Source organism: Stenotrophomonas sp. NY11291, from assembly GCF_023277365.1.
GTDB lineage: Bacteria > Pseudomonadota > Gammaproteobacteria > Xanthomonadales > Xanthomonadaceae > Stenotrophomonas > Stenotrophomonas geniculata.
In genome coordinates this window covers 2,349,484-2,366,613 of the sequence record NZ_CP096975.1, presented here as the reverse complement: position 1 = coordinate 2,366,613, position 17,130 = coordinate 2,349,484, and the positions used below count along the sequence as shown (strand labels likewise).

16 protein-coding genes and 2 pseudogenes are annotated in these 17,130 nt (G+C 61.8%); 4 read left to right on the top strand and 14 right to left on the bottom strand.

The features are described 5' to 3' along the window. Window positions 1-16: 16 nt before the first annotated feature. Window positions 17-298: pseudogene (locus M1L61_RS11095) on the top strand (DUF3330 domain-containing protein); the annotation flags it as partial. A gap of 38 nt (window positions 299-336) precedes the next feature. Here M1L61_RS11095 and M1L61_RS11090 read toward each other — a convergent pair. The 10 genes from M1L61_RS11090 to merT form a co-directional block, all read right to left on the bottom strand. Continuing rightward, a complete protein-coding gene (locus M1L61_RS11090; RefSeq protein ID WP_010981357.1) occupies window positions 337-951 on the bottom strand; it encodes a recombinase family protein in 615 nt (204 codons plus the stop codon). 60 nt (window positions 952-1,011) lie between these two features. Beyond that, window positions 1,012-2,229: a TniQ family protein gene (locus M1L61_RS11085; protein WP_011405615.1), complete on the bottom strand. Its 1,218-nt coding sequence runs from the start codon at window positions 2,227-2,229 to the stop codon at window positions 1,012-1,014. Then, window positions 2,226-3,134, bottom strand: a complete 909-nt coding sequence (locus tag M1L61_RS11080; RefSeq protein WP_000393453.1) for a TniB family NTP-binding protein — start codon at window positions 3,132-3,134, stop codon at window positions 2,226-2,228. The genes M1L61_RS11085 and M1L61_RS11080 overlap by 4 nt, the downstream gene beginning before the upstream one ends. 2 nt (window positions 3,135-3,136) lie before the next feature. Then, on the bottom strand, window positions 3,137-4,819 hold the full coding sequence (locus M1L61_RS11075; RefSeq protein WP_010791757.1) for a DDE-type integrase/transposase/recombinase: 1,683 nt from the start codon (window positions 4,817-4,819) through the stop codon (window positions 3,137-3,139). A gap of 172 nt (window positions 4,820-4,991) precedes the next feature. Further along, on the bottom strand, window positions 4,992-5,981 hold the full coding sequence (locus M1L61_RS11065) for a DUF3330 domain-containing protein (protein WP_345779132.1): 990 nt from the start codon (window positions 5,979-5,981) through the stop codon (window positions 4,992-4,994). Further along, the gene (merE, locus tag M1L61_RS11060) at window positions 5,978-6,214 is read right to left on the bottom strand and encodes a broad-spectrum mercury transporter MerE (RefSeq protein WP_003132004.1); all 237 of its coding nucleotides are present in this window, start codon (window positions 6,212-6,214) and stop codon (window positions 5,978-5,980) included. The genes M1L61_RS11065 and merE overlap by 4 nt, the downstream gene beginning before the upstream one ends. Then, on the bottom strand, window positions 6,211-6,576 hold the full coding sequence (merD, locus tag M1L61_RS11055) for a mercury resistance co-regulator MerD (RefSeq protein ID WP_000995360.1): 366 nt from the start codon (window positions 6,574-6,576) through the stop codon (window positions 6,211-6,213). The genes merE and merD overlap by 4 nt, the downstream gene beginning before the upstream one ends. A 17-nt stretch (window positions 6,577-6,593) precedes the next feature. Beyond that, window positions 6,594-8,279, bottom strand: coding sequence for a mercury(II) reductase (merA, locus tag M1L61_RS11050; RefSeq protein ID WP_003156770.1), 1,686 nt, complete (start codon window positions 8,277-8,279; stop codon window positions 6,594-6,596). 71 nt (window positions 8,280-8,350) lie between these two features. Next, window positions 8,351-8,626: a mercury resistance system periplasmic binding protein MerP gene (gene merP, locus M1L61_RS11045; protein ID WP_003131987.1), complete on the bottom strand. Its 276-nt coding sequence runs from the start codon at window positions 8,624-8,626 to the stop codon at window positions 8,351-8,353. Window positions 8,627-8,638: 12 nt separating this feature from the next. Further along, window positions 8,639-8,989: a mercuric ion transporter MerT gene (gene merT / locus M1L61_RS11040; RefSeq protein ID WP_003131974.1), complete on the bottom strand. Its 351-nt coding sequence runs from the start codon at window positions 8,987-8,989 to the stop codon at window positions 8,639-8,641. A 71-nt stretch (window positions 8,990-9,060) separates the two neighbouring features. Between merT and merR the strand changes: the two genes are divergently transcribed. After that, window positions 9,061-9,495 carry an Hg(II)-responsive transcriptional regulator gene (gene merR, locus M1L61_RS11035; protein WP_005413387.1) on the top strand — a complete coding sequence of 145 codons (435 nt, stop codon included), beginning with the start codon at window positions 9,061-9,063 and terminating at the stop codon, window positions 9,493-9,495. A 2,453-nt stretch (window positions 9,496-11,948) separates the two neighbouring features. Then, the gene (locus tag M1L61_RS11030) at window positions 11,949-12,725 is read left to right on the top strand and encodes a hypothetical protein (protein ID WP_049401587.1); all 777 of its coding nucleotides are present in this window, start codon (window positions 11,949-11,951) and stop codon (window positions 12,723-12,725) included. On the opposite strand, the gene M1L61_RS23165 is transcribed toward M1L61_RS11030, so the two are convergent. The 4 genes and pseudogenes from M1L61_RS23165 to nudI all read right to left on the bottom strand — a co-directional run bounded on the left by M1L61_RS23165 (window position 12,722) and on the right by nudI (window position 14,736). Then, window positions 12,722-13,048 carry an HNH endonuclease gene (locus tag M1L61_RS23165; protein ID WP_323162603.1) on the bottom strand — a complete coding sequence of 109 codons (327 nt, stop codon included), beginning with the start codon at window positions 13,046-13,048 and terminating at the stop codon, window positions 12,722-12,724. The two genes, M1L61_RS11030 and M1L61_RS23165, sit on opposite strands and share 4 nt — an antisense overlap. A gap of 253 nt (window positions 13,049-13,301) precedes the next feature. Next, window positions 13,302-13,484 (bottom strand): annotated as a pseudogene (locus tag M1L61_RS23160) (hypothetical protein); the annotation flags it as partial. A gap of 480 nt (window positions 13,485-13,964) precedes the next feature. Continuing rightward, entirely contained in the window at window positions 13,965-14,162 is a 198-nt protein-coding gene (locus tag M1L61_RS11025) for a hypothetical protein (RefSeq protein ID WP_248854737.1), read from the bottom strand. 142 nt (window positions 14,163-14,304) lie between these two features. Continuing rightward, window positions 14,305-14,736, bottom strand: coding sequence for a nucleoside triphosphatase NudI (gene nudI, locus M1L61_RS11020; RefSeq protein ID WP_248854736.1), 432 nt, complete (start codon window positions 14,734-14,736; stop codon window positions 14,305-14,307). Window positions 14,737-14,916: 180 nt separating this feature from the next. Here nudI and M1L61_RS11015 point away from each other — a divergent pair, with 180 nt between their 5' ends. Next, complete coding sequence (locus tag M1L61_RS11015) at window positions 14,917-17,112, top strand: hypothetical protein (protein ID WP_248854735.1); 2,196 nt, start codon at window positions 14,917-14,919, stop codon at window positions 17,110-17,112. Window positions 17,113-17,130 lie beyond the last annotated feature (18 nt).

Here is a 17,130-nt window from a genome sequence, read left to right as displayed (position 1 = left end):
CCAAGCGTTCGAGCGCGGGCAAGGCTTTCTGTTCGCAAAGCCGATGCCGGCGGCGGCATTCGCCGTCTTCGTCAGTCAATGGAGGGGTGCCACCATGAATGCAAATGATCCGACCGCCACCAGTTGCTGCGTGTGCTGCAAGGAAATTCCGCTCGATGCCGCCTTCACACCGGAAGGCGCGGAGTACGTCGAGCACTTCTGCGGGCTGGAGTGTTATCAACGTTTCCAGGCGCGGGCCAGCACTGCGACCGAAACGAGCGGCGAACCGAACGCTTGCGGTTCGCCGCCGTCAAATTGAGACAAACCACGCTTTCGCTACGTCGCCTCATGTCGGCATCAAATTCGGCTGAGTAGCTTCTCGCCATCTGGACGTAGCTCGCCCTTGGGTGAAATATGCCGATACAGGGTCTGCCGCGTGATGCCAAGTTCCTGGCACAGGTCGCCGACCTTGGTCTCTGACTGCCCCATTGCCGCCATCGCCAGCCGCAGCTTGGCGGCGGTCATCTTGAACGGCCGGCCGCCTTTCCGGCCGCGTGCCCGTGCTGAGGCCAGGCCCGCCACGGTGCGCTCGGCGATCAACTCGCGCTCGAACTCGGCCAGCGCGGCGAAGATACCGAAGACCAGCTTGCCGGCGGCGGTCGTGGTGTCAATGGCCGCGCCGTGCCCGGTCAGCACCTTGAGGCCGATGCCGCGTCCGGTCAGGTCATGGACGGTATTGATCAGATGGCGCAGGTCGCGCCCGAGCCGATCCAGTTTCCAAACGACCAACGTGTCGCCTGGCCGTAGTGCCTTCAGACAGCTCGCCAGACCGGGACGATCCTCGCGTTTTCCGGACGCTTGGTCTTCATAGAGATGCGCCGGATCAACACCGGCCGCGACCAGCGCATCGCGCTGCAAGTCCGTCGCCTGGGAGCCATCCGCCTTCGATACTCGCATGTAGCCAATCAGCATCTTGTACCTGTCACATATACGTTCGATTATGTGACAGTTTGCATCGGGAAGCTCTGCACGTCAAAATTTGTCACTTAACCCGTCATTCTGTCTAAGGCATGCAAAGGGTAGGCTAGGCTCATAATGTGACAGAAATTCCGGGGGGATGCCTTCCTTCGCGAAGGTGGCGCGCAACTGTTCCAAGGAAGCGGGGTCGCGCCGACCATAGGAAGCCAACGCGAACAGCGAGCGTGCCGTCTCGGGGTTGTGTCGTGCTTCAATGATGGCCTCATCAATGGCCTGGATTGCACGCTGCCAGTGATCGACGGGTTCGGGCTTCGGCGCTTTCGCCGGCAGGCCACTGGTGAACCCGGTTTGGGGCTCGGACCAGAATAGCTTTGCGTGCTCGCCTGGCGGGCTTATATCCCTCACCTCAATCAAGCTGATTGCCGTTGCCGCCGCCTCCAGCATCTGCAACCGTACTGCCGGGTTCAGGGTTTCATACGGTCGCCACAGACTTTGCCCAGCACGCAGCGGATGCCCGCAGCATTCCCAGATTTGGCGGAGATACCCCGCGTAGGTGCCGCACGTCGAAAGCGGGGTGTTCAGCTCATCGAGCAGCGTGCGTAGCAGCCTAAACCACAATCCGGCGTGGATGCGTCGGCGCGGCAACTCCACGTGGCCGGTCGTCAGTGCCTGCCAGGTACGCTGGTCCATCGCCGCAATCGCGTCGCTGGCAGTGCGCGGTTCGGCGTCGGCGTTCTCCCAGCCGAGAAACCGCCCTGGCACGCCCCAATAGGATTCCAGCCAGCAGCCATGCAGTGGGCAGCTCAGCATCAGGGGCAGCTTCCACGCGAGCAGTACGGCTTGGTTCTCCGGATCGTTCAGACAGAGCGGGCAGGCGCGATGTATCGGCTGGCTGGGCAGCCAGGCACGCCAGCTCGTGATGGATCGCGTCCTACGGCGGAGTTTCGGCAGCAGCACCGAGAGCTGGAACGCATAGGTTTCCAATGCATCTGGAATCTGATCATCAAGGCTGTCCAGTAGCCAAGGCACCCAGCCGGCGAAACTCATGCAACGCAGCCGGTCCGGCTCGATGCCGCTCCGCTGGGAGAGCATCGCCAGCAGCGCCAGTGGTGGCGCGGTGTCCAGGTCATCAACCTGGCCGTGACCAAGATCGTGCTCCAGCAGCTCGGACACCTCCATGTGATAGCAAAGGGCCACGCGGTTGAGCCACGAAGACAAGGCTTCGCCTTCCCTGGGAGCCGGATGCAGTGGCCAGTGTGGCGCTGGCTTCACATCAGTTCCCGCTCGAATTGCCGCCGCCGCTCGCTGGGACCGGTGTAATCGGCCATGCTGAGCGTGCGATGGTTGATCGCTTCCTCACCGCTCTCCACGGCAGCGACGGCCGCCGCCATCAACAGGTGCGCCAGCTCGCCGATGGTGCCCTCGCTGCGCGTGAGCAGGTAGCGGGCCATATCCAGCGTGGCAATCGACGAGGGTCGCCGCAGCGGGAGCGAAGCCGCGAAGCTGGCCAGCAGTGAGCAGCAATCGTCGTTGGCCTCCCACACCGGCAGCATCATCGGCTCGAAGCGGTTTTCCAACTGGTCGTCCGAGCGGATCGCCAAGTAGGCATCGCGTGTGCCGACCCCGACCAGCGGGATGCGCAGCTCGTTGCCGAGGAAACGCAGCAGGTTGAGGAATTCCCGGCGGTTGACGCTGTTGCCGGCCAGGACGTTGTGCAATTCGTCGATCACCAGCATGCGCACGCCGACCTTGCGTAGCAGTGCCAGCGCCAATTGCTCCATTTCCGGCAGCCGTGGGCGCGGGCGCAATGGCGCGCCCATCGCGGCAAGTAGCGCGACGTAGAAGCGGATTACCGACGGTTCGGATGGCATCTGCACGACCAGTACCGGAATGTGCTCCTGGTCGGCGTCGGAGCTGGCCGGGTGGGTGCGGCGGAATTTCTCGACGATCATCGACTTGCCGTTGTTGGTTGGACCGACCAACAGCAGGTTGGGCATGCGTTGTTTGTTCGGCCACGCATACAGGGCTTCCAGCCGATTCAGCGCCTCGACTGCTCGCGGATAGCCGATCCAGCGGTCAGCGCGAAGGCGATGGATGCGTTCGTCCGCCGGAAGACGGGCCAAGCCCTGGGCCACCGGCATCAGGTGGGACAAGTCGATGATGGGATATTCTTCCACGGCTACCACTCCTCAATCTGGTCGAACGGTTTGGCAGGTGGCTGGTTGTCTGCCTGCGGGTCAGCCATGTCCGCGTCCGGTGGTGGCGTGGTTTTGAAAAGAACTGCCGTTGCCTTGAGATGCTGGCGTCGATCCGCGTCGCGCCGCGCCTTGCGCGTAGCTTTCTGCGCGGTGGACACGATTTCGCGCATCTGGCCGATCATGCGAAACAGCGCCGACTCATCCACCTGTTCGCGCCCTTGCTGCCGCAATTTCGCCAGCGCCTGTCGTTGTTCCCAGAGGGTGACAGCCGGGTGCGACAAGGTGCGGTATGGAATTTCCAGATAGTGCTGCCCCTCCGGCTCCAGCACCCAAATGCGGCTGATGTCGCGCGGGTCGCGCCGGATCAGGAACGCAGGCAAGCGGTCGCGCCGAGCTATCCACGGCTTGAGCGCATCGGCGTAGTAATGGATGTGGTCGATGACGAAGCCGGTGCGGGTCAGCGTGCGGCGGATGATGGGCAGAAAATCGACCAGAAAAGCCGTGGTGCGAGTGATGACGGTTGGCACGCCGGTCCGCGCGATAGCTTCGGCCCAGCGCGCTGCCGGCGGCTGGAGCAGGCCGTTGTGCACGGAGCCGTGGTAGGTGCCGACCGCCAATGTGAGCCAGCGCTCCAGCTCACGCAGCGTCAGGGCGGCCTTGTTTTCGGAATCGTAGTCGCCGCGCTGGTCAGGGTTGGAGAAGGTCGTCCCTGGCAATTCGTCGTGGATCATCTGCATCGCCGTGCCGATGATCCGTTCCACGATGCCGCCGTAGTGCGGCTGCCCGAGCGGGCGATAGTCAAGCCGGATGCCATGCTGCTCGCAGCCTCGGCGTAGCGCTTCGCTCTTGAACTCGGCCGCGTTGTCCAGGTAGAGCAGCCTGGGCTTGCCGCTCATCGGCCACTCCATTTCTATGTTCAGACCCTCCAGCCAGGGACGCTTGTCGCAGGCGACATGCACAAGGCACAGGCCGACCGAAACAGATGACGGCGCTTCCAGCGTGACGACCATGCCGAGCACGCAGCGGGTAAACACGTCGATGGCGATGGTCAGATACGGACGGCCAATCGGTTGCCGGTCGCGCTCGTCCACCACGATCAGGTCGATGACCGTGTGATCAATCTGCACTTGTTCCAGTGGCGCGGTCACGGCGGGAGGCTCACCACCGACACCTTGCAGGCTGCGGGACGCATCCTGACCTTCCCGGCGGCGAGTGGCCTTGAGCGGATCGAGGCCGGCGATCCGCAGAGCCACGGTGTTGCGCGCCGGCGCCCGCAGCTTTTGCGCTTTGCAAGCCTGCGCGACCTCGCGGTGGAACGCTGCCAGGCTACGCTTCTGCTTGGTCAGGAAGCGCTTTTGCAGCAACTCGCGGATGATGCGCTCAACTGATTCCGGCAAGCGTCCCTTGCCTTTTCCGCCGCCGGATCGGCTGCGAGCCAGGTCCGTCACAAGCCCAGCACCTTGCCGGGCACGGCGGATTAGGACATACACCTGCCGCCTGGACAGGCCAAGCGCGTGAGCAGCGGCATCGGCGGCTTCATGCCCGACCACATCAAGCGCTGCCAGCGGCCCGATGATTTCCGCCCGTTGCCGGGCCTGCGCCCAAGCCGCATCGGGCAGGGTGGCCACGCCTTGCTCGGCAATCAATGATGTGTCTGACGCCATGCTCACACCTCGCTTTGGTGCACACGAGTATTGAGCATAGTCGAGATTGGTGCAGATGACTTCTGATATTGCGTTGTCAGGAGTCGCCTGCACATCTGGCGTTACGCCCCGTCAATTGGTGCAGTCGTCTTCTGAAAATGACACCCTGCCTGACATCCAGTTAGGGTATGCCTCAATCTGACGGTAGCGAGTCGCAGGCGTTCGGATCGGCATCGGTTTCGTTCCCTGTCTTGGCACGCGCTTCGAAGCGTTGATAACACTCCAACCCGCAGAAGTGCTCGACGTATTCCGCGCCTTCCGGGGTGAAGGCGGCATCGAGCGGGATTTCCTTGCAGCACACGCAGCAACTGGTGGTGGTCGAGTCACTTGCATTCATGGTGGCACCCCTCCATTGACTGACGAAGACGGCGAATGCCGCCGCCGGCATTGGCTTCGCGAACAGGAAGCCTTGTCCTGTGTCGCAGTCCGCTTGTCGCAATAGATCAAGACTCGCCGATGTTTCCACGCCTTCAGCCACCACATCCATGCCCAGCCCGTGCGCAAGCTGAATCACGGTGTGCACGATGGTTTGGTCGCGGCGGTCGTTGGCGAGCCCGGCGACAAACGATTGGTCGATCTTGAGCGTGCTGATTGGGCAGCACTTCAGATGTTGCAGACAGGAATACCCCGTCCCGAAGTCATCGGCGGCGAAGCGCACACCGATCTGCCGCAAGGCGTCCAGGGCGGGGAAGATCGCCGGATCACCAAACGCGACCGATTCGGTCAGCTCGATTTCGAGATACTCGGCGGGCAACTCGGCATCAGCCAGCACGCCCTTTACCCACCCGTCGAAGTCCGGTCCCACTTGGCTCGCCGAAACATTGACGGCCAGCCGGAACGGTCGCCATGCCAGCATTCGCCAGTCACGCATCTGGCGGCAGGCTTCGCCCAGCACCCAAGCGCCGATTTCAGGCATCAGGCCGGACGATTCGACCACGGGCAGGAACTGGCCCGGTGGCAATAGTCCAAGCGTCGGATGACGCCAGCGCAACAGGGCTTCCGCGCCGACAATCCCACCACTGCGCAGATCGACGACGGGCTGGTAGTGCAGTTCAAGCTGCCCGCGCTCGACCGCTTGGGCCAGTTCCGGCGTCGTCCATCCATCCGGCTGGAAAGCGCTCATTCTCTTTCCCTGAATGCCCGCAACGCCCGCGACAGGGACAGAAGGAACAGGCCGGTCAAACCGAGCGCCGCGATGACCCAATGCTCGCCGAGGAAAGCACCGGCGGTTGTGCCGGCCAGCACGACAGCGAGGATGGGCAGGTGGCAGGGGCAAGTCAGCACAGCCAGTCCGCCCCACAGGTAGCCGGTGATCGGTTTGTGCGTCTCGGACGGCAAGCGCTCGGGGTTGTTCATGGCAGACTCTCCGCGTGCTGTGCCGGCTCGGTCGGCAGGGTGGCCAACTGCACTTCCAGATCGGCCAACGCTTCGCGCCGACGCTCGACGAACTGACGCAGCAGGGCAAGCTGCGCGGCCGCTTCGTCGCCGTCCGCCGCATCCAGCGCCCGGCACAGCCGCGCCAGCGCGTCGAGGCCGATGCCCGCCTCGAAGGCCGCCCGCACGAAGCACAGCCGTTGCAAGGCGGCGTCATCGAACAAGCCGTAGCCGCCTGGTGTGCACGCCACCGGGCGCAGCAATCCGCGCAGCAGGTAGTCGCGCACGATATGCACGCTCACCCCGGCATCAAGAGCCAGCCGGGACACCGTGTAGGCGTTCATTGAACACCTCCTTTTTCTCACCCGGCGCAGCAGGAAAGCTGCTTCACATCCTTGTTGAAGGTCTGCGCCGCGAGCTTCAACCCCTCGACCATCGTCAGGTAGGGGAACAACTGGTCGGCCAGTTCCTGCACCGTCATGCGGTTGCGAATGGCCAGAGCCGCCGTCTGGATCAGTTCACCCGCTTCCGGCGCGACCGCCTGTACGCCGATCAGCCGATGGCTGCCTTCCTCGATAACCAACTTGATGAAGCCGCGTGTGTCGAAGTTGGCGAGCGCACGCGGCACGTTGTCCAAGGTCAAGGTGCGGCTGTCGGTCTCGATCCCGTCGTGGTGGGCTTCCGCCTCGCTGTAGCCCACGGTCGCCACTTGCGGATCGGTGAACACCACGGCCGGCATTGCGGTCAGGTCGAGCGCCGCATCGCCGCCGGTCATGTTGATCGCGGCACGGGTGCCGGCCGCTGCCGCCACATAGACGAACTGCGGCTGGTCGGTGCAGTCGCCGGCCGCGTAGATGTTCGGGTTGCTCGTGCGCATGCCTTGGTCGATGACGATGGCACCTTGCGCATTGACAGTGACCCCCGCTGCGTCCAGCGCGAGGCTGCGCGTGTTCGGTGTCCGACCGGTGGCAACCAGCAGTTTGTCGGCGCGCAATTCACCGTGCGTGGTGGTCAGCACGAATTCACCGTCCATATGGGCGACCTGGCTGGCTTGCGTGTGCTCCAGCACCTCGATGCCCTCGGCACGGAAAGCGGCTGTCACCGCCTCGCCGATGGCCGGGTCTTCACGGAAGAACAAGGTATTGCGCGCCAGGACCGTGACCTTGCTGCCCAGCCGGGCAAAGGCTTGCGCCAGCTCCAGCGCCACCACCGACGAGCCGATTACGGCAAGGCGTTCGGGAATGGTGTCGCTCGCCAGGGCCTCGGTGGAAGTCCAGTAGGGTGACTCTTTCAAGCCCGGAATCGGCGGGACCGCCGGGCTGGCACCCGTGGCGACCAGGCAGCGGTCGAACATCACGACGCGCTCGCCACCCTCGTTCAAACGGACGGTAAGGCTCTGGTCGTCCTTGAAGCGCGCCTCACCGTGCACAACGGTGATGGCCGGATTACCGCCCAGGATGCCTTCGTACTTGGCGTGCCGCAGTTCGTCGACGCGGGCCTGCTGCTGGGCCAGCAGCTTACTGCGGTCAATCGTAGGCACAGTTGCCGCAATACCGCCATCGAACGGGCTTTCCCGGCGCAGATGGGCGATGTGGGCGGCGCGGATCATGATCTTGGACGGCACACAGCCGACATTGACGCAGGTGCCGCCGATGGTGCCGCGCTCGATCAGCGTGACCTGCGCGCCTTGCTCGACGGCCTTCAGCGCCGCCGCCATCGCGGCTCCACCGCTGCCAATGACCGCTACCTGCACCGGGGGCTCGTTGCCACTGTGCTTTTCGGCGGCGGCCATCCATCCCCGCACCTTGTCGAGCAGTCCGACGCGGTTGTCCGCCAGTGGCGCATCGGCTAGCGTTGCCTTGTAGCCCAGTCCGGCCACGGCGGCAGTCAGCGCGTCCGGCGATGTGCCCGGCACGATGGCGAGTTGCGCTGTGCCCTTCGGATAGGACACCAGCGCCGACTGCACGCCTGGCACTTTTTCCAGCGCTTCCTTGACGTGCGCCGCGCACGAGTCGCAAGTCATGCCGGTGATTTTTAGATGGGTCATGCAACAGATCCTTTATCGTTTGTGGCGCCAGACAATGACGTCCGTTGTGCTGCGGTGCCGTTTTCAGTGACTCACTGCTTGACGCTGGACGGATAGCCCGCGTCTGCGGTTGCCTTGGTCAGCTTCTGCACGCTGGTCTTGGCATCGTCGAAGGTGACGACCGCTTGGCGTGTCTCGAAAGTCACGTCAACTTTGCTGACGCCTTCGACCTTGGAAATCGCCTTCTTGACAGTGATCGGGCAGGCGGAGCAGGTCATGCCCGGTACGGACAGCGTGACGGTCTGGGTGGCGGCCCAGACGGGGGCAACAACGGCGGCGAGGGCGAGGGAGGCAAACAGTTTCTTCATGGTGAACTCCGATCAGTAGAAAAATGGCATGACGTAGGGAAATCCGAGCGCGACCAGAACCAGCGCGGCCACGATCCAGAAAATGAGCTTGTAAGTAGCTCGCACTTGGGGAATCGCGCAGACCTCACCCGGTTTGCAGGCCGCTGCCTGCCGGTAGATGCGCCGCCAGGCGAAGAACAACGCCACCAGCGCCACGCCGATAAAGATGGGGCGATAGGGTTCCAACACCGCCAAGTTGCCGATCCAAGCGCCGCTGAACCCCAAGGCGATCAGAACCAACGGCCCGAGGCAGCAAGCCGAGGCGAGGATGGCGGCAAGCCCTCCAGTGAAGAGCGCGCCGCGCCCGGTTTTTGGTTCAGACATGCGCTTGTCCTTTCGAATTGAAATTGGATAGCGTAACCTTACTTCCGTACTCATGTACGGAGTCAAGCGATATGGAAAACAATTTGGAGAACCTGACCATTGGCGTTTTCGCCAAGGCGGCCGGGGTCAATGTGGAGACCATCCGTTTCTATCAGCGCAAGGGCTTGTTGCTGGAGCCTGACAAGCCCTATGGCAGCATCCGCCGCTATGGCGAGGCGAATGTAACGCGGGTGCGCTTCGTGAAATCAGCCCAGCGGCTGGGCTTCAGCCTGGATGAGATCGCCGAGCTGCTGCGGCTGGAGGATGGCACCCATTGCGAGGAAGCCAGCAGTCTGGCCGAGCACAAGCTCAAGGACGTGCGCGAGAAAATGGCTGACCTGGCGCGCATGGAGGCCGTGCTGTCTGAGTTGGTGCGCGCCTGCCATGCGCGAAGGGGGAACGTTTCCTGCCCGCTGATCGCGTCACTACAGGGTGGAGCAAGCTTGGCAGGTTCGGCTATGCCTTAGCGTGCTTTATTTTCCGTTTTCTGAGACGACCCCTTAGAAAGCCTAGTCAAAGAGCTGTCACGAGAACACCGTTAGCTTAGCGTACGATTTTTTCCGAATTCTGCGGTTCCCCCTTCCTCCGCATCTACGAGCTTGCACTGCAGGCCAGCTTCCGCGCAGATTTCACAATAGAACAGCTATCTGCCGAGCTAGGGCTGGTGGTGGACCAACTCTGGCCGAACTTTGAGAAAGCGGTTAGCGAAGCGGGATTGCCGATCGAGCAACTCGGGACCGAGTTGGTGCTTGGTGGATGGTCGTTGAAGAACGGCCGGATGATGGCCACGGCGTATGCGAAGAGTGACAGCCGGCGCCCTTGCGTTGTCCAGCCGATCGGGGGGCAGATGGCGTCGCCGGGCGAACCGCTCCAGGCCGCGACCCCTAGCATGGCCCAGGTGGATCTGCTGGCCCATGCGCGTCTCCAGGTCAGCTACCTCAATGGGCAATTGGGCCGGAAAGTAGCAGGAGGTCGACTGCTAGTTGGGTTTCTGCAGAAGGGGCAAGCCCTGCTCAAGGATCTAGGAGAGATCTAGGTCGCGGGAGTCAAATACGCTAGGGGCTGAAATCGAAGTTCAGGTCTGGCCCTAAGGCAGAAGGCCAAAGCAGACCAAGGTCGTCCGTGGATTTGGGATGTTTATCGAGGGCAGGGTGGATGTCCGCTTCTGGCCGGAAGCGGACATTGGGCGGCGACCGGCCCGGTGATGGCATCCGCCTTCGACCCAAAGCGGGCATCGTTCTCGACACACCTGAGTTGATCCGTACTCCAAAGCCTGTTTCCGCTACCCCTTGTAGTGCTCGACGTAGAGCCCCAAAGCTGCCAACGACGCATACACGGCGGACCCAGCGTTGGTCGCGTACAAGGCAAAGGGAACCGGAGGATCGCAGGGAACTGTTGCGATGAACCACGGAGCTGAGCTCGTCAAGCTCGTCCTAGGTGATGTGAGGAATCCTAGCTCCCTACGCATACCTAGCGCCTCGCGGACGTACGCCTTGTTCCAGCCGCCAGTCTTGCACGAGACCCCAAGAAGTAACTCCGTAAATGCGGGATAGCGACGGGTCTTAATCGGACGATATACACCGACGTCAATCTCGTGACGGTCAGCCGCTTTGACCACCGTCGTGCCTTTCCAGCTATGGCTTAGTGTGGTGACCTGCACTGAAATCCTAATCTCGAGCTTCTCAGTAGACGTAGATCCACTGATGTAATCGTGATCCGGATGGTTTGCTTTGCATGGAGATCCTCCAAACGTCAGGACGCCTGCCATCTTGGGGGTACACGTGAGCTTGTAGCCCGCACTATCGATGATTCGCAGAAGCCTAAGCAGCACCCGAAGTTCGTAAGCCTTTCCTTGCGCGTAGGGAGACCCGCTCGCCTTAGCACGCGAAATGGCTGCTTTCACAGCGTTGAGGATTGCTAACTTACTGATCGTCACAGTCGCGGTCCTCGTGGCGCGTGTTCCTCGCGAGGGTCGTCCGGTGGCAGATATCGAGCGATATAGGCCTCAAGATCTGCCTGCTCGTGATCCGTCAAACGCTGGGGTGATACAGTTGGTAGATGTGACCGGATTGAGCGAACTCGGCGACCTTCTGGTGTCTCAACAGTGTAATGAACGTCCTCCAGTCCGGTGAGACCTTGGACCAGCTTCCCGATCTCACCCAAGGTTTGCGAGAGGGCGTCTTGGGTCGTCACAGGTCTAAAATCGAGAACCGCCGCAAGTGCGGCTGCAGCTTGTGCATTCGTGTCGTCCTCGTAATCAGACATCGCCTGAACAATCGCGGAGCGAAGCGATCTAACAATTTGTGGATCAAGCTCAGACGCAAGGGCTAGCGCCTTCCCTATCTCCCTAATTACCTCTTCACCACCTTGATCTTCTGCCATTCACAACTCCACAGCTGTAGACATTAACGGGCCGCGCGGGATGAACCGCCCGGATTCTCTAAATTCAATTGCCGAAGGTTGCCGTTGGCAATGTTCCTTAAGAGTAAGGCACAGTGCGGTTTGGTTCCATAAGCGGATCGCGCTGGCTGTATCCCGAAGTGTGCGATGACGCCGAAGCTGGATAGTGTCGCTGAATTGGACCATCAGGCACTTAGGTCTGAGCCCTGATACAGATTGATGATATGACTCCAAGTCGCGTACGGGCTGCGAAGAGCACCGGCTACTTTGGTCCGCTTCTGACCGAAAGCGGACATTCGTTTAACCAAGGGTGAAGGAAACTTTTAGGGCCAGGATGGACTTCAACTCTCTCGTTCGCTCGCTTCTATCCGATGCGAAGATGCGCCGTAACAAGCCTCTGCGAGACTAGTGCGCGAGCCAGGTCGCTGACATTGCTCCATGGCCTATGACGTGCCCCGCACCCGCTGGTCAAATGGAACCGCCCTCGGCACCATGGGCACGACCATCTAAGGAGTTCTTCATGCTCTACCAAGATAAGTACGTCGCCTTCATCGACATGCTCGGGTTCTCCACACTTGTCCAAGAGTCGGCAGCCGACATGAGCAAGCTTGATGAAATAGCAGAGGCCATCGACAGACTAAAGAACACAGCGTGCTGCAACCCAGCAACAGGACTTTTGTTCACTTACTTCAGCGACTGCATCGTCATATCAAGCAGCCGCTCTCCTGCTGGCCTTGCCGACATCCTGAGCTGCATCAGAATGTTGGCCGAGAACCTGCTAGTGGTTGATATATTGATACGTGGAGGGCTCACAGTTGGAAGCATTCATCATGATTCTCAGATGATCTTCGGACCGGCGATGCTGGACGCCTATCGCATGGAATGTAAGGAAGCACGCAATCCCATGGTGCTCGTGAGCGAAGAGGTGCGATCGGATGCTCGCGCTGCGGGGTTAAGCAACCTGTTGACGTGGGATGACGAAGAGCCAGACCGCCACTATGTCCACTATCTGATCTCGTACAGCGCTTATGACTCTAATCCAAGGGCGGGCGTCGTGATTCTCGATAGCCAGGCCGCTCTCATCCGGCATTTCATCGCCAAGAGGCTGCTAGGCGCTCCGGGTAAGATCCTGGATAAAGCCGAGTGGATGGAACGATATTGGAACGAGAAGGTGGCGACAGGTGGAATTCTCGGACGTGTTGACAGGGTCGCAGACCTTGTTAGGCCCAATGCGCGACCATTTCGCAGCAGACTCGCCGTTCTAGCACCGCAACCGGGCGCCACTAGTGTGGACTAGCGAATCAGGCAAGCAGCTGCCGATTCCTTGCAAAGATTCAATTCAATTGGCCATACGGAAGCACGTGCAATCCCTGATGGCAGTCGGGACCACCATCTCCCCATTGCCAGCCGCGTCTGAACCAGCGCCCGGAACGCTTCAGCGGAAGGGGCTGGTCCCTTCCGCTGGTGCCTGCCCTGGTTGCACCGGCTATGCGCGGCCACCACGTTCCCGGACACGTCTCTGCCCCCGTCCTGTTGGGCCACCAGGTGCTCGGCGGTGCATTGAAAGGCTCGGGCCTTACTGGCCTTCAGCCCGAGCTCTGAGGGTGCAGTGAGCCACATCGGCAGGCCGCAATAGAAGCAACGGCCCGATTGGGCGTAGAAGGCAGAAGTGCGAAGGGATCTGCGGCGTTTGGCGGTCATGGATGGCTCCGGAATCGAAGGATTCCCGTGCCCCCATTGGGTGGACCTCGGGCACCCGGAGCCTATTGGCTATGCGGGCACAACACCGGCGCTTTATAGCGACTGGCTAAGGCGTTATAGCTCAGCGCTTGAGCCGCTACAAGGCCCAGATGCCGACCAGAACGGGAGGGAGTCACCGACGCCCAGTTAAGGTCAAAGCTTGGTCAGGGGGCGAGCGACGCGCTTGAGCAGGTGGAGCGGGGCGTGGCGCGTCACCCAGGGAAGTCGCGGTGTTGTAGTCCTGCTCAACCCGCTGAACTGTTCGCACGTTCAGGCCCGAGATCTCGTCTAATTGTTCTTGCGACCAATGTCGCGACTGGCGGAACTGGGAAGTGCAGGCGACAAGCTCTGACCGATCAGGTGCGCAGTTGGGAACTCAAGGGCGAGCTGGATGTGGAGCCAGAAATCGAGGGCGTCTTAGGTGCGGATCCAGGAATCAAGGGCATCTTTGGGGGAGATCTGGAAATCGCGGGCGTCCTTGTGGGGAAATACGGGCGGACAGCTGTGGGATCTTGGGCGTTTCCGTTGTGGCAGTCAGCAGGATTGGAGGCAACTCAAGAGAGAGAGAGAGAGCCAGCATGGATGGGTACGCAGACGTATGGACATTTAACTACTGCGAGGATGGACGACTTCTTCTGAAAACCACACGCGGCAAATGCGATACGCCATTTCGCATAATGTATATTATGTTCAAAGCATCCCCGAGGACGCTGGCGTACCGCTCACCTCAATCACCGGCCTTGCTATGCCAAGCCAAGAAGCCAGCCTCCCCAGCGTGCCCCTCGCGGCCTGGCAGCTACGGCTTCCTCCATCGTCCAATCAGGGTCTTGTGCATGACCCAGGCAATCCAGCCGCAAACCAAGCCGACCCCCGCGACAATGATTTCTTCCTCTTTAAAGGCGGCTCCATTCAGTCCTTGATAGGCCACGAAAGCCAACGCTCTCAATGACAGCAAGGCAAATAAAGCTGTAGGCGCCCAAAGCAGGACCTTCATCGTTCTCCCGCCTCCAATTGTATCGGCCGGCCACTTGCCCTGACAGGAACGTGATTTCCGCCCGGTGTGATGCGTCACGTTAATGGCCTGTGGCAGTCCGCTGGCGCAGGCCCTCTATCTCGACCTGGCACCTCTTCCTGCACTAGTTCGAAAGCAGCCCCTTCGCCAGAAGCGTGATCCGGGTCGCCGCATTGACGTCGTACGCACCCAGATCCTTCGGCTCTACCCAGGCATGGGCATCAAACTCTTCGTTGATCGTAACGTCACGGTTCAGTGCTTCGCAGTCGAAGATCAGGTAGATCATGTGAATCTGCTCACTGGAACCGTCCGGATAGAGCTTGGTGCGGATGTCGTCGCGGAAGGTCCACGGTTGAATGGCGCCGATCCGCAACGCGGGCCCCAGCTCTTCACGGATTTCCCGGCGCAGGCCATCCTCGATGCGTTCGTCTGGCTCCAGCCCGCCACCGGACAGCGCCCATTGGCTTGGAAATGCACCACGATCCAACGGCATACGGCACAGCAGATAGGCGCCCTGGTTCTGGATCAGCGGGCATACGATGACGCGTTGTCTCACAGTGTCTTCCTTGGATGTTGAGCAGGTCCCGGAAGGATTGTATGAAACCCAACCCCATCCCGATGGATTGCAATTGATTTAGCGTGGCACATCACAACGAACCTGCGCAGCGCACCGGCTTCACACGTTGCCGCCGCTCACTTCGCAATAGTGCGGGGGTCCTCGTTGTTCGAGTGGTACATGTCCCCTCCTCCTGCGCCCGCGCTTTACCTGTCACGGCGATGGCGCATTGCCATCTATATCCTGCTGGGCCTCTACGCGCTGTACCTCCTGGCCGGCAACATCTTCCTCAACACGCCCTTGTTCGACCAGGTCACCAACCGCAAACCGCACAAGTTCGTGATGACCACAGGCCCGGCCATCACATTGCTTCCCGGCCACGTGATCGCCTGGAACGTGCACATGCGCGGCCACGTCAACCACACCGTCTACGTGCTGCATGCCGACCGGGCAAGCGCCAGGCTGGCAGTCCTGCCTCTGTTCCAGCGCGAAGTACGGGTTCCGCGCCTGCAGGCCACGGGCGTATCGGCCGAGATCAGCCGCGTTGACGAGGCCATTCCGCCGCCCCCGCGCAGCGACCAGGGCTGGACGCTGCGTTTCGATGCCATCCACAGCGACAGCATCCGCAGCGCCCGTTTCGGCAAGCTGCTGATCATCGGCAAGGGCCAGGGCACGGTCGGCTTCATCAAGCAGCTGCGCGGTGGCCCCTCGGAACTGCTCGATTCAGCCGTCACGTTCAAGGGTGCGGACACCAGCTTCGATGGCGTGCAGGTGCTGGATGACATGAACCTTGCCGCACGCTTCAGCTATCCGCGTCATTACCGGGACCAGGCGCCGGGCCTCGCCAAACTGAAGATCCTGCATGCCCAGCTGGACGTTGATGCACGCAGCCAGGGACTGCGCATGGATACGGATGTCACAAAGCCGAAGATCTCCAGCGCGCCCGTGCCCGGCCGCCTGCAGCTGGCGCTGCACCTGATCGACGGCCAACTGCAGCCCAAGGACCACGCGCTGTGGCAGGTGCCGCTCTATCTCGGTGACGGCGCCCCCGATCGCGGCGTGCTGGCCCTGCAGCTCAACGTGGCCAACGACCTGCGCCTGCAGGCCCGCCTGCCGCCAAAGCCCGGCTCAGGCAGCGAAGTGGACGCGGACCTGCACATCACCGGCCGTGATATCCCCTTCCAGGACCTCGCTCAGTTGTTGGAGCGCAGTTCCGGCACGGTGCGCGGCGAATGGACGTTCACCTCACTCAACTGGATCCCTGCCCTGTTCGTCCGCAAGCCGTGGCTGCAACTGGACGGCGGCGGCACACTGAAGGCCGACCTGCGGCTGCGCAACGGCGAGCTGAGCGAAGGCAGCACGGTGGACATTCCCTCTGCCGAAGCAGTTGCCGAGGTCGCCGGCGTCCGGCTTGCCGGTGCCGCCAGCGCGCACGGGGAACTGAAGTCAGGCGCTCCAAATCTGGCCCTGCTTGCCGTCCGCCTGCCCCGCTTCACCGCGCGTCCCACCGATGCCAAGGACGTTCGGCTGTTCGATGGTCGTGATCTGGCGCTGGATCTGACCGGCGACGGTCGCCTGCAGGAGCTGCGCAAGGGCGTGCGCGCGCACCTGAGCTTCAGCGAAGCCACCATTCCAGATCTGTCGGCCTACAACCGTTATCTCGGTTCAAAACAGGTGCGCCTGCTGCGCGGCACCGGCTCACTCAGCGGTGATGCCACCCTCGATACCGATGGCCGCGTTGGCCATGGCACGGCCCGGCTGTTGGGGCGCAACGCCAGTGCCAAGGTGGCGGGGCTGGACATGGGCGGCGACGTCGACGTGAACGCAACGCTGCGCCGTGGCGACTTCAACCAGCGCCACTTTGATCTGTCCGGCACCACGGTCGAGCTACGCAACGTGCAGGTGGCGGGTACGGAGCGCGCAACCGCCTGGAAAGGCCGCGCGGCCTTCAAACGTGGCCGTATCGATGCGCAGTCGCCATTCCAGGTGGATGCCACCACGGATCTGGATCTCAGCGATGCCCGTCCGTTGCTCGCGCTGTTCGCAGAGCGCACCGACTACCCACGCTGGACGCTGTCCCTCCTCGATTCCGGTCAGGTGCAGGCACAGGCGACGCTGCGCTGGCGCCCCGGCCATCTGGTCATCGATGGACTGCAGGCCGAGAATGATCGCCTGTCGGTACGCGCGCGGCTGGATCTTCTGGAACAGCGCAAACGCGGCGATCTCTACCTGCGCTGGGGACTGCTGGGTGCGGGCATCGAGCTGGACGGTGACCGGCGCCAATGGCATCTGTCCAAGGCACGTGAGTGGTTTGATCAACAGCCTTCCCTGCTGCCGGCAAGCCAGGGCACGAGCACCGCCGGCTCTTCAGACTGAGAAGGCCCGCAGCCTGCA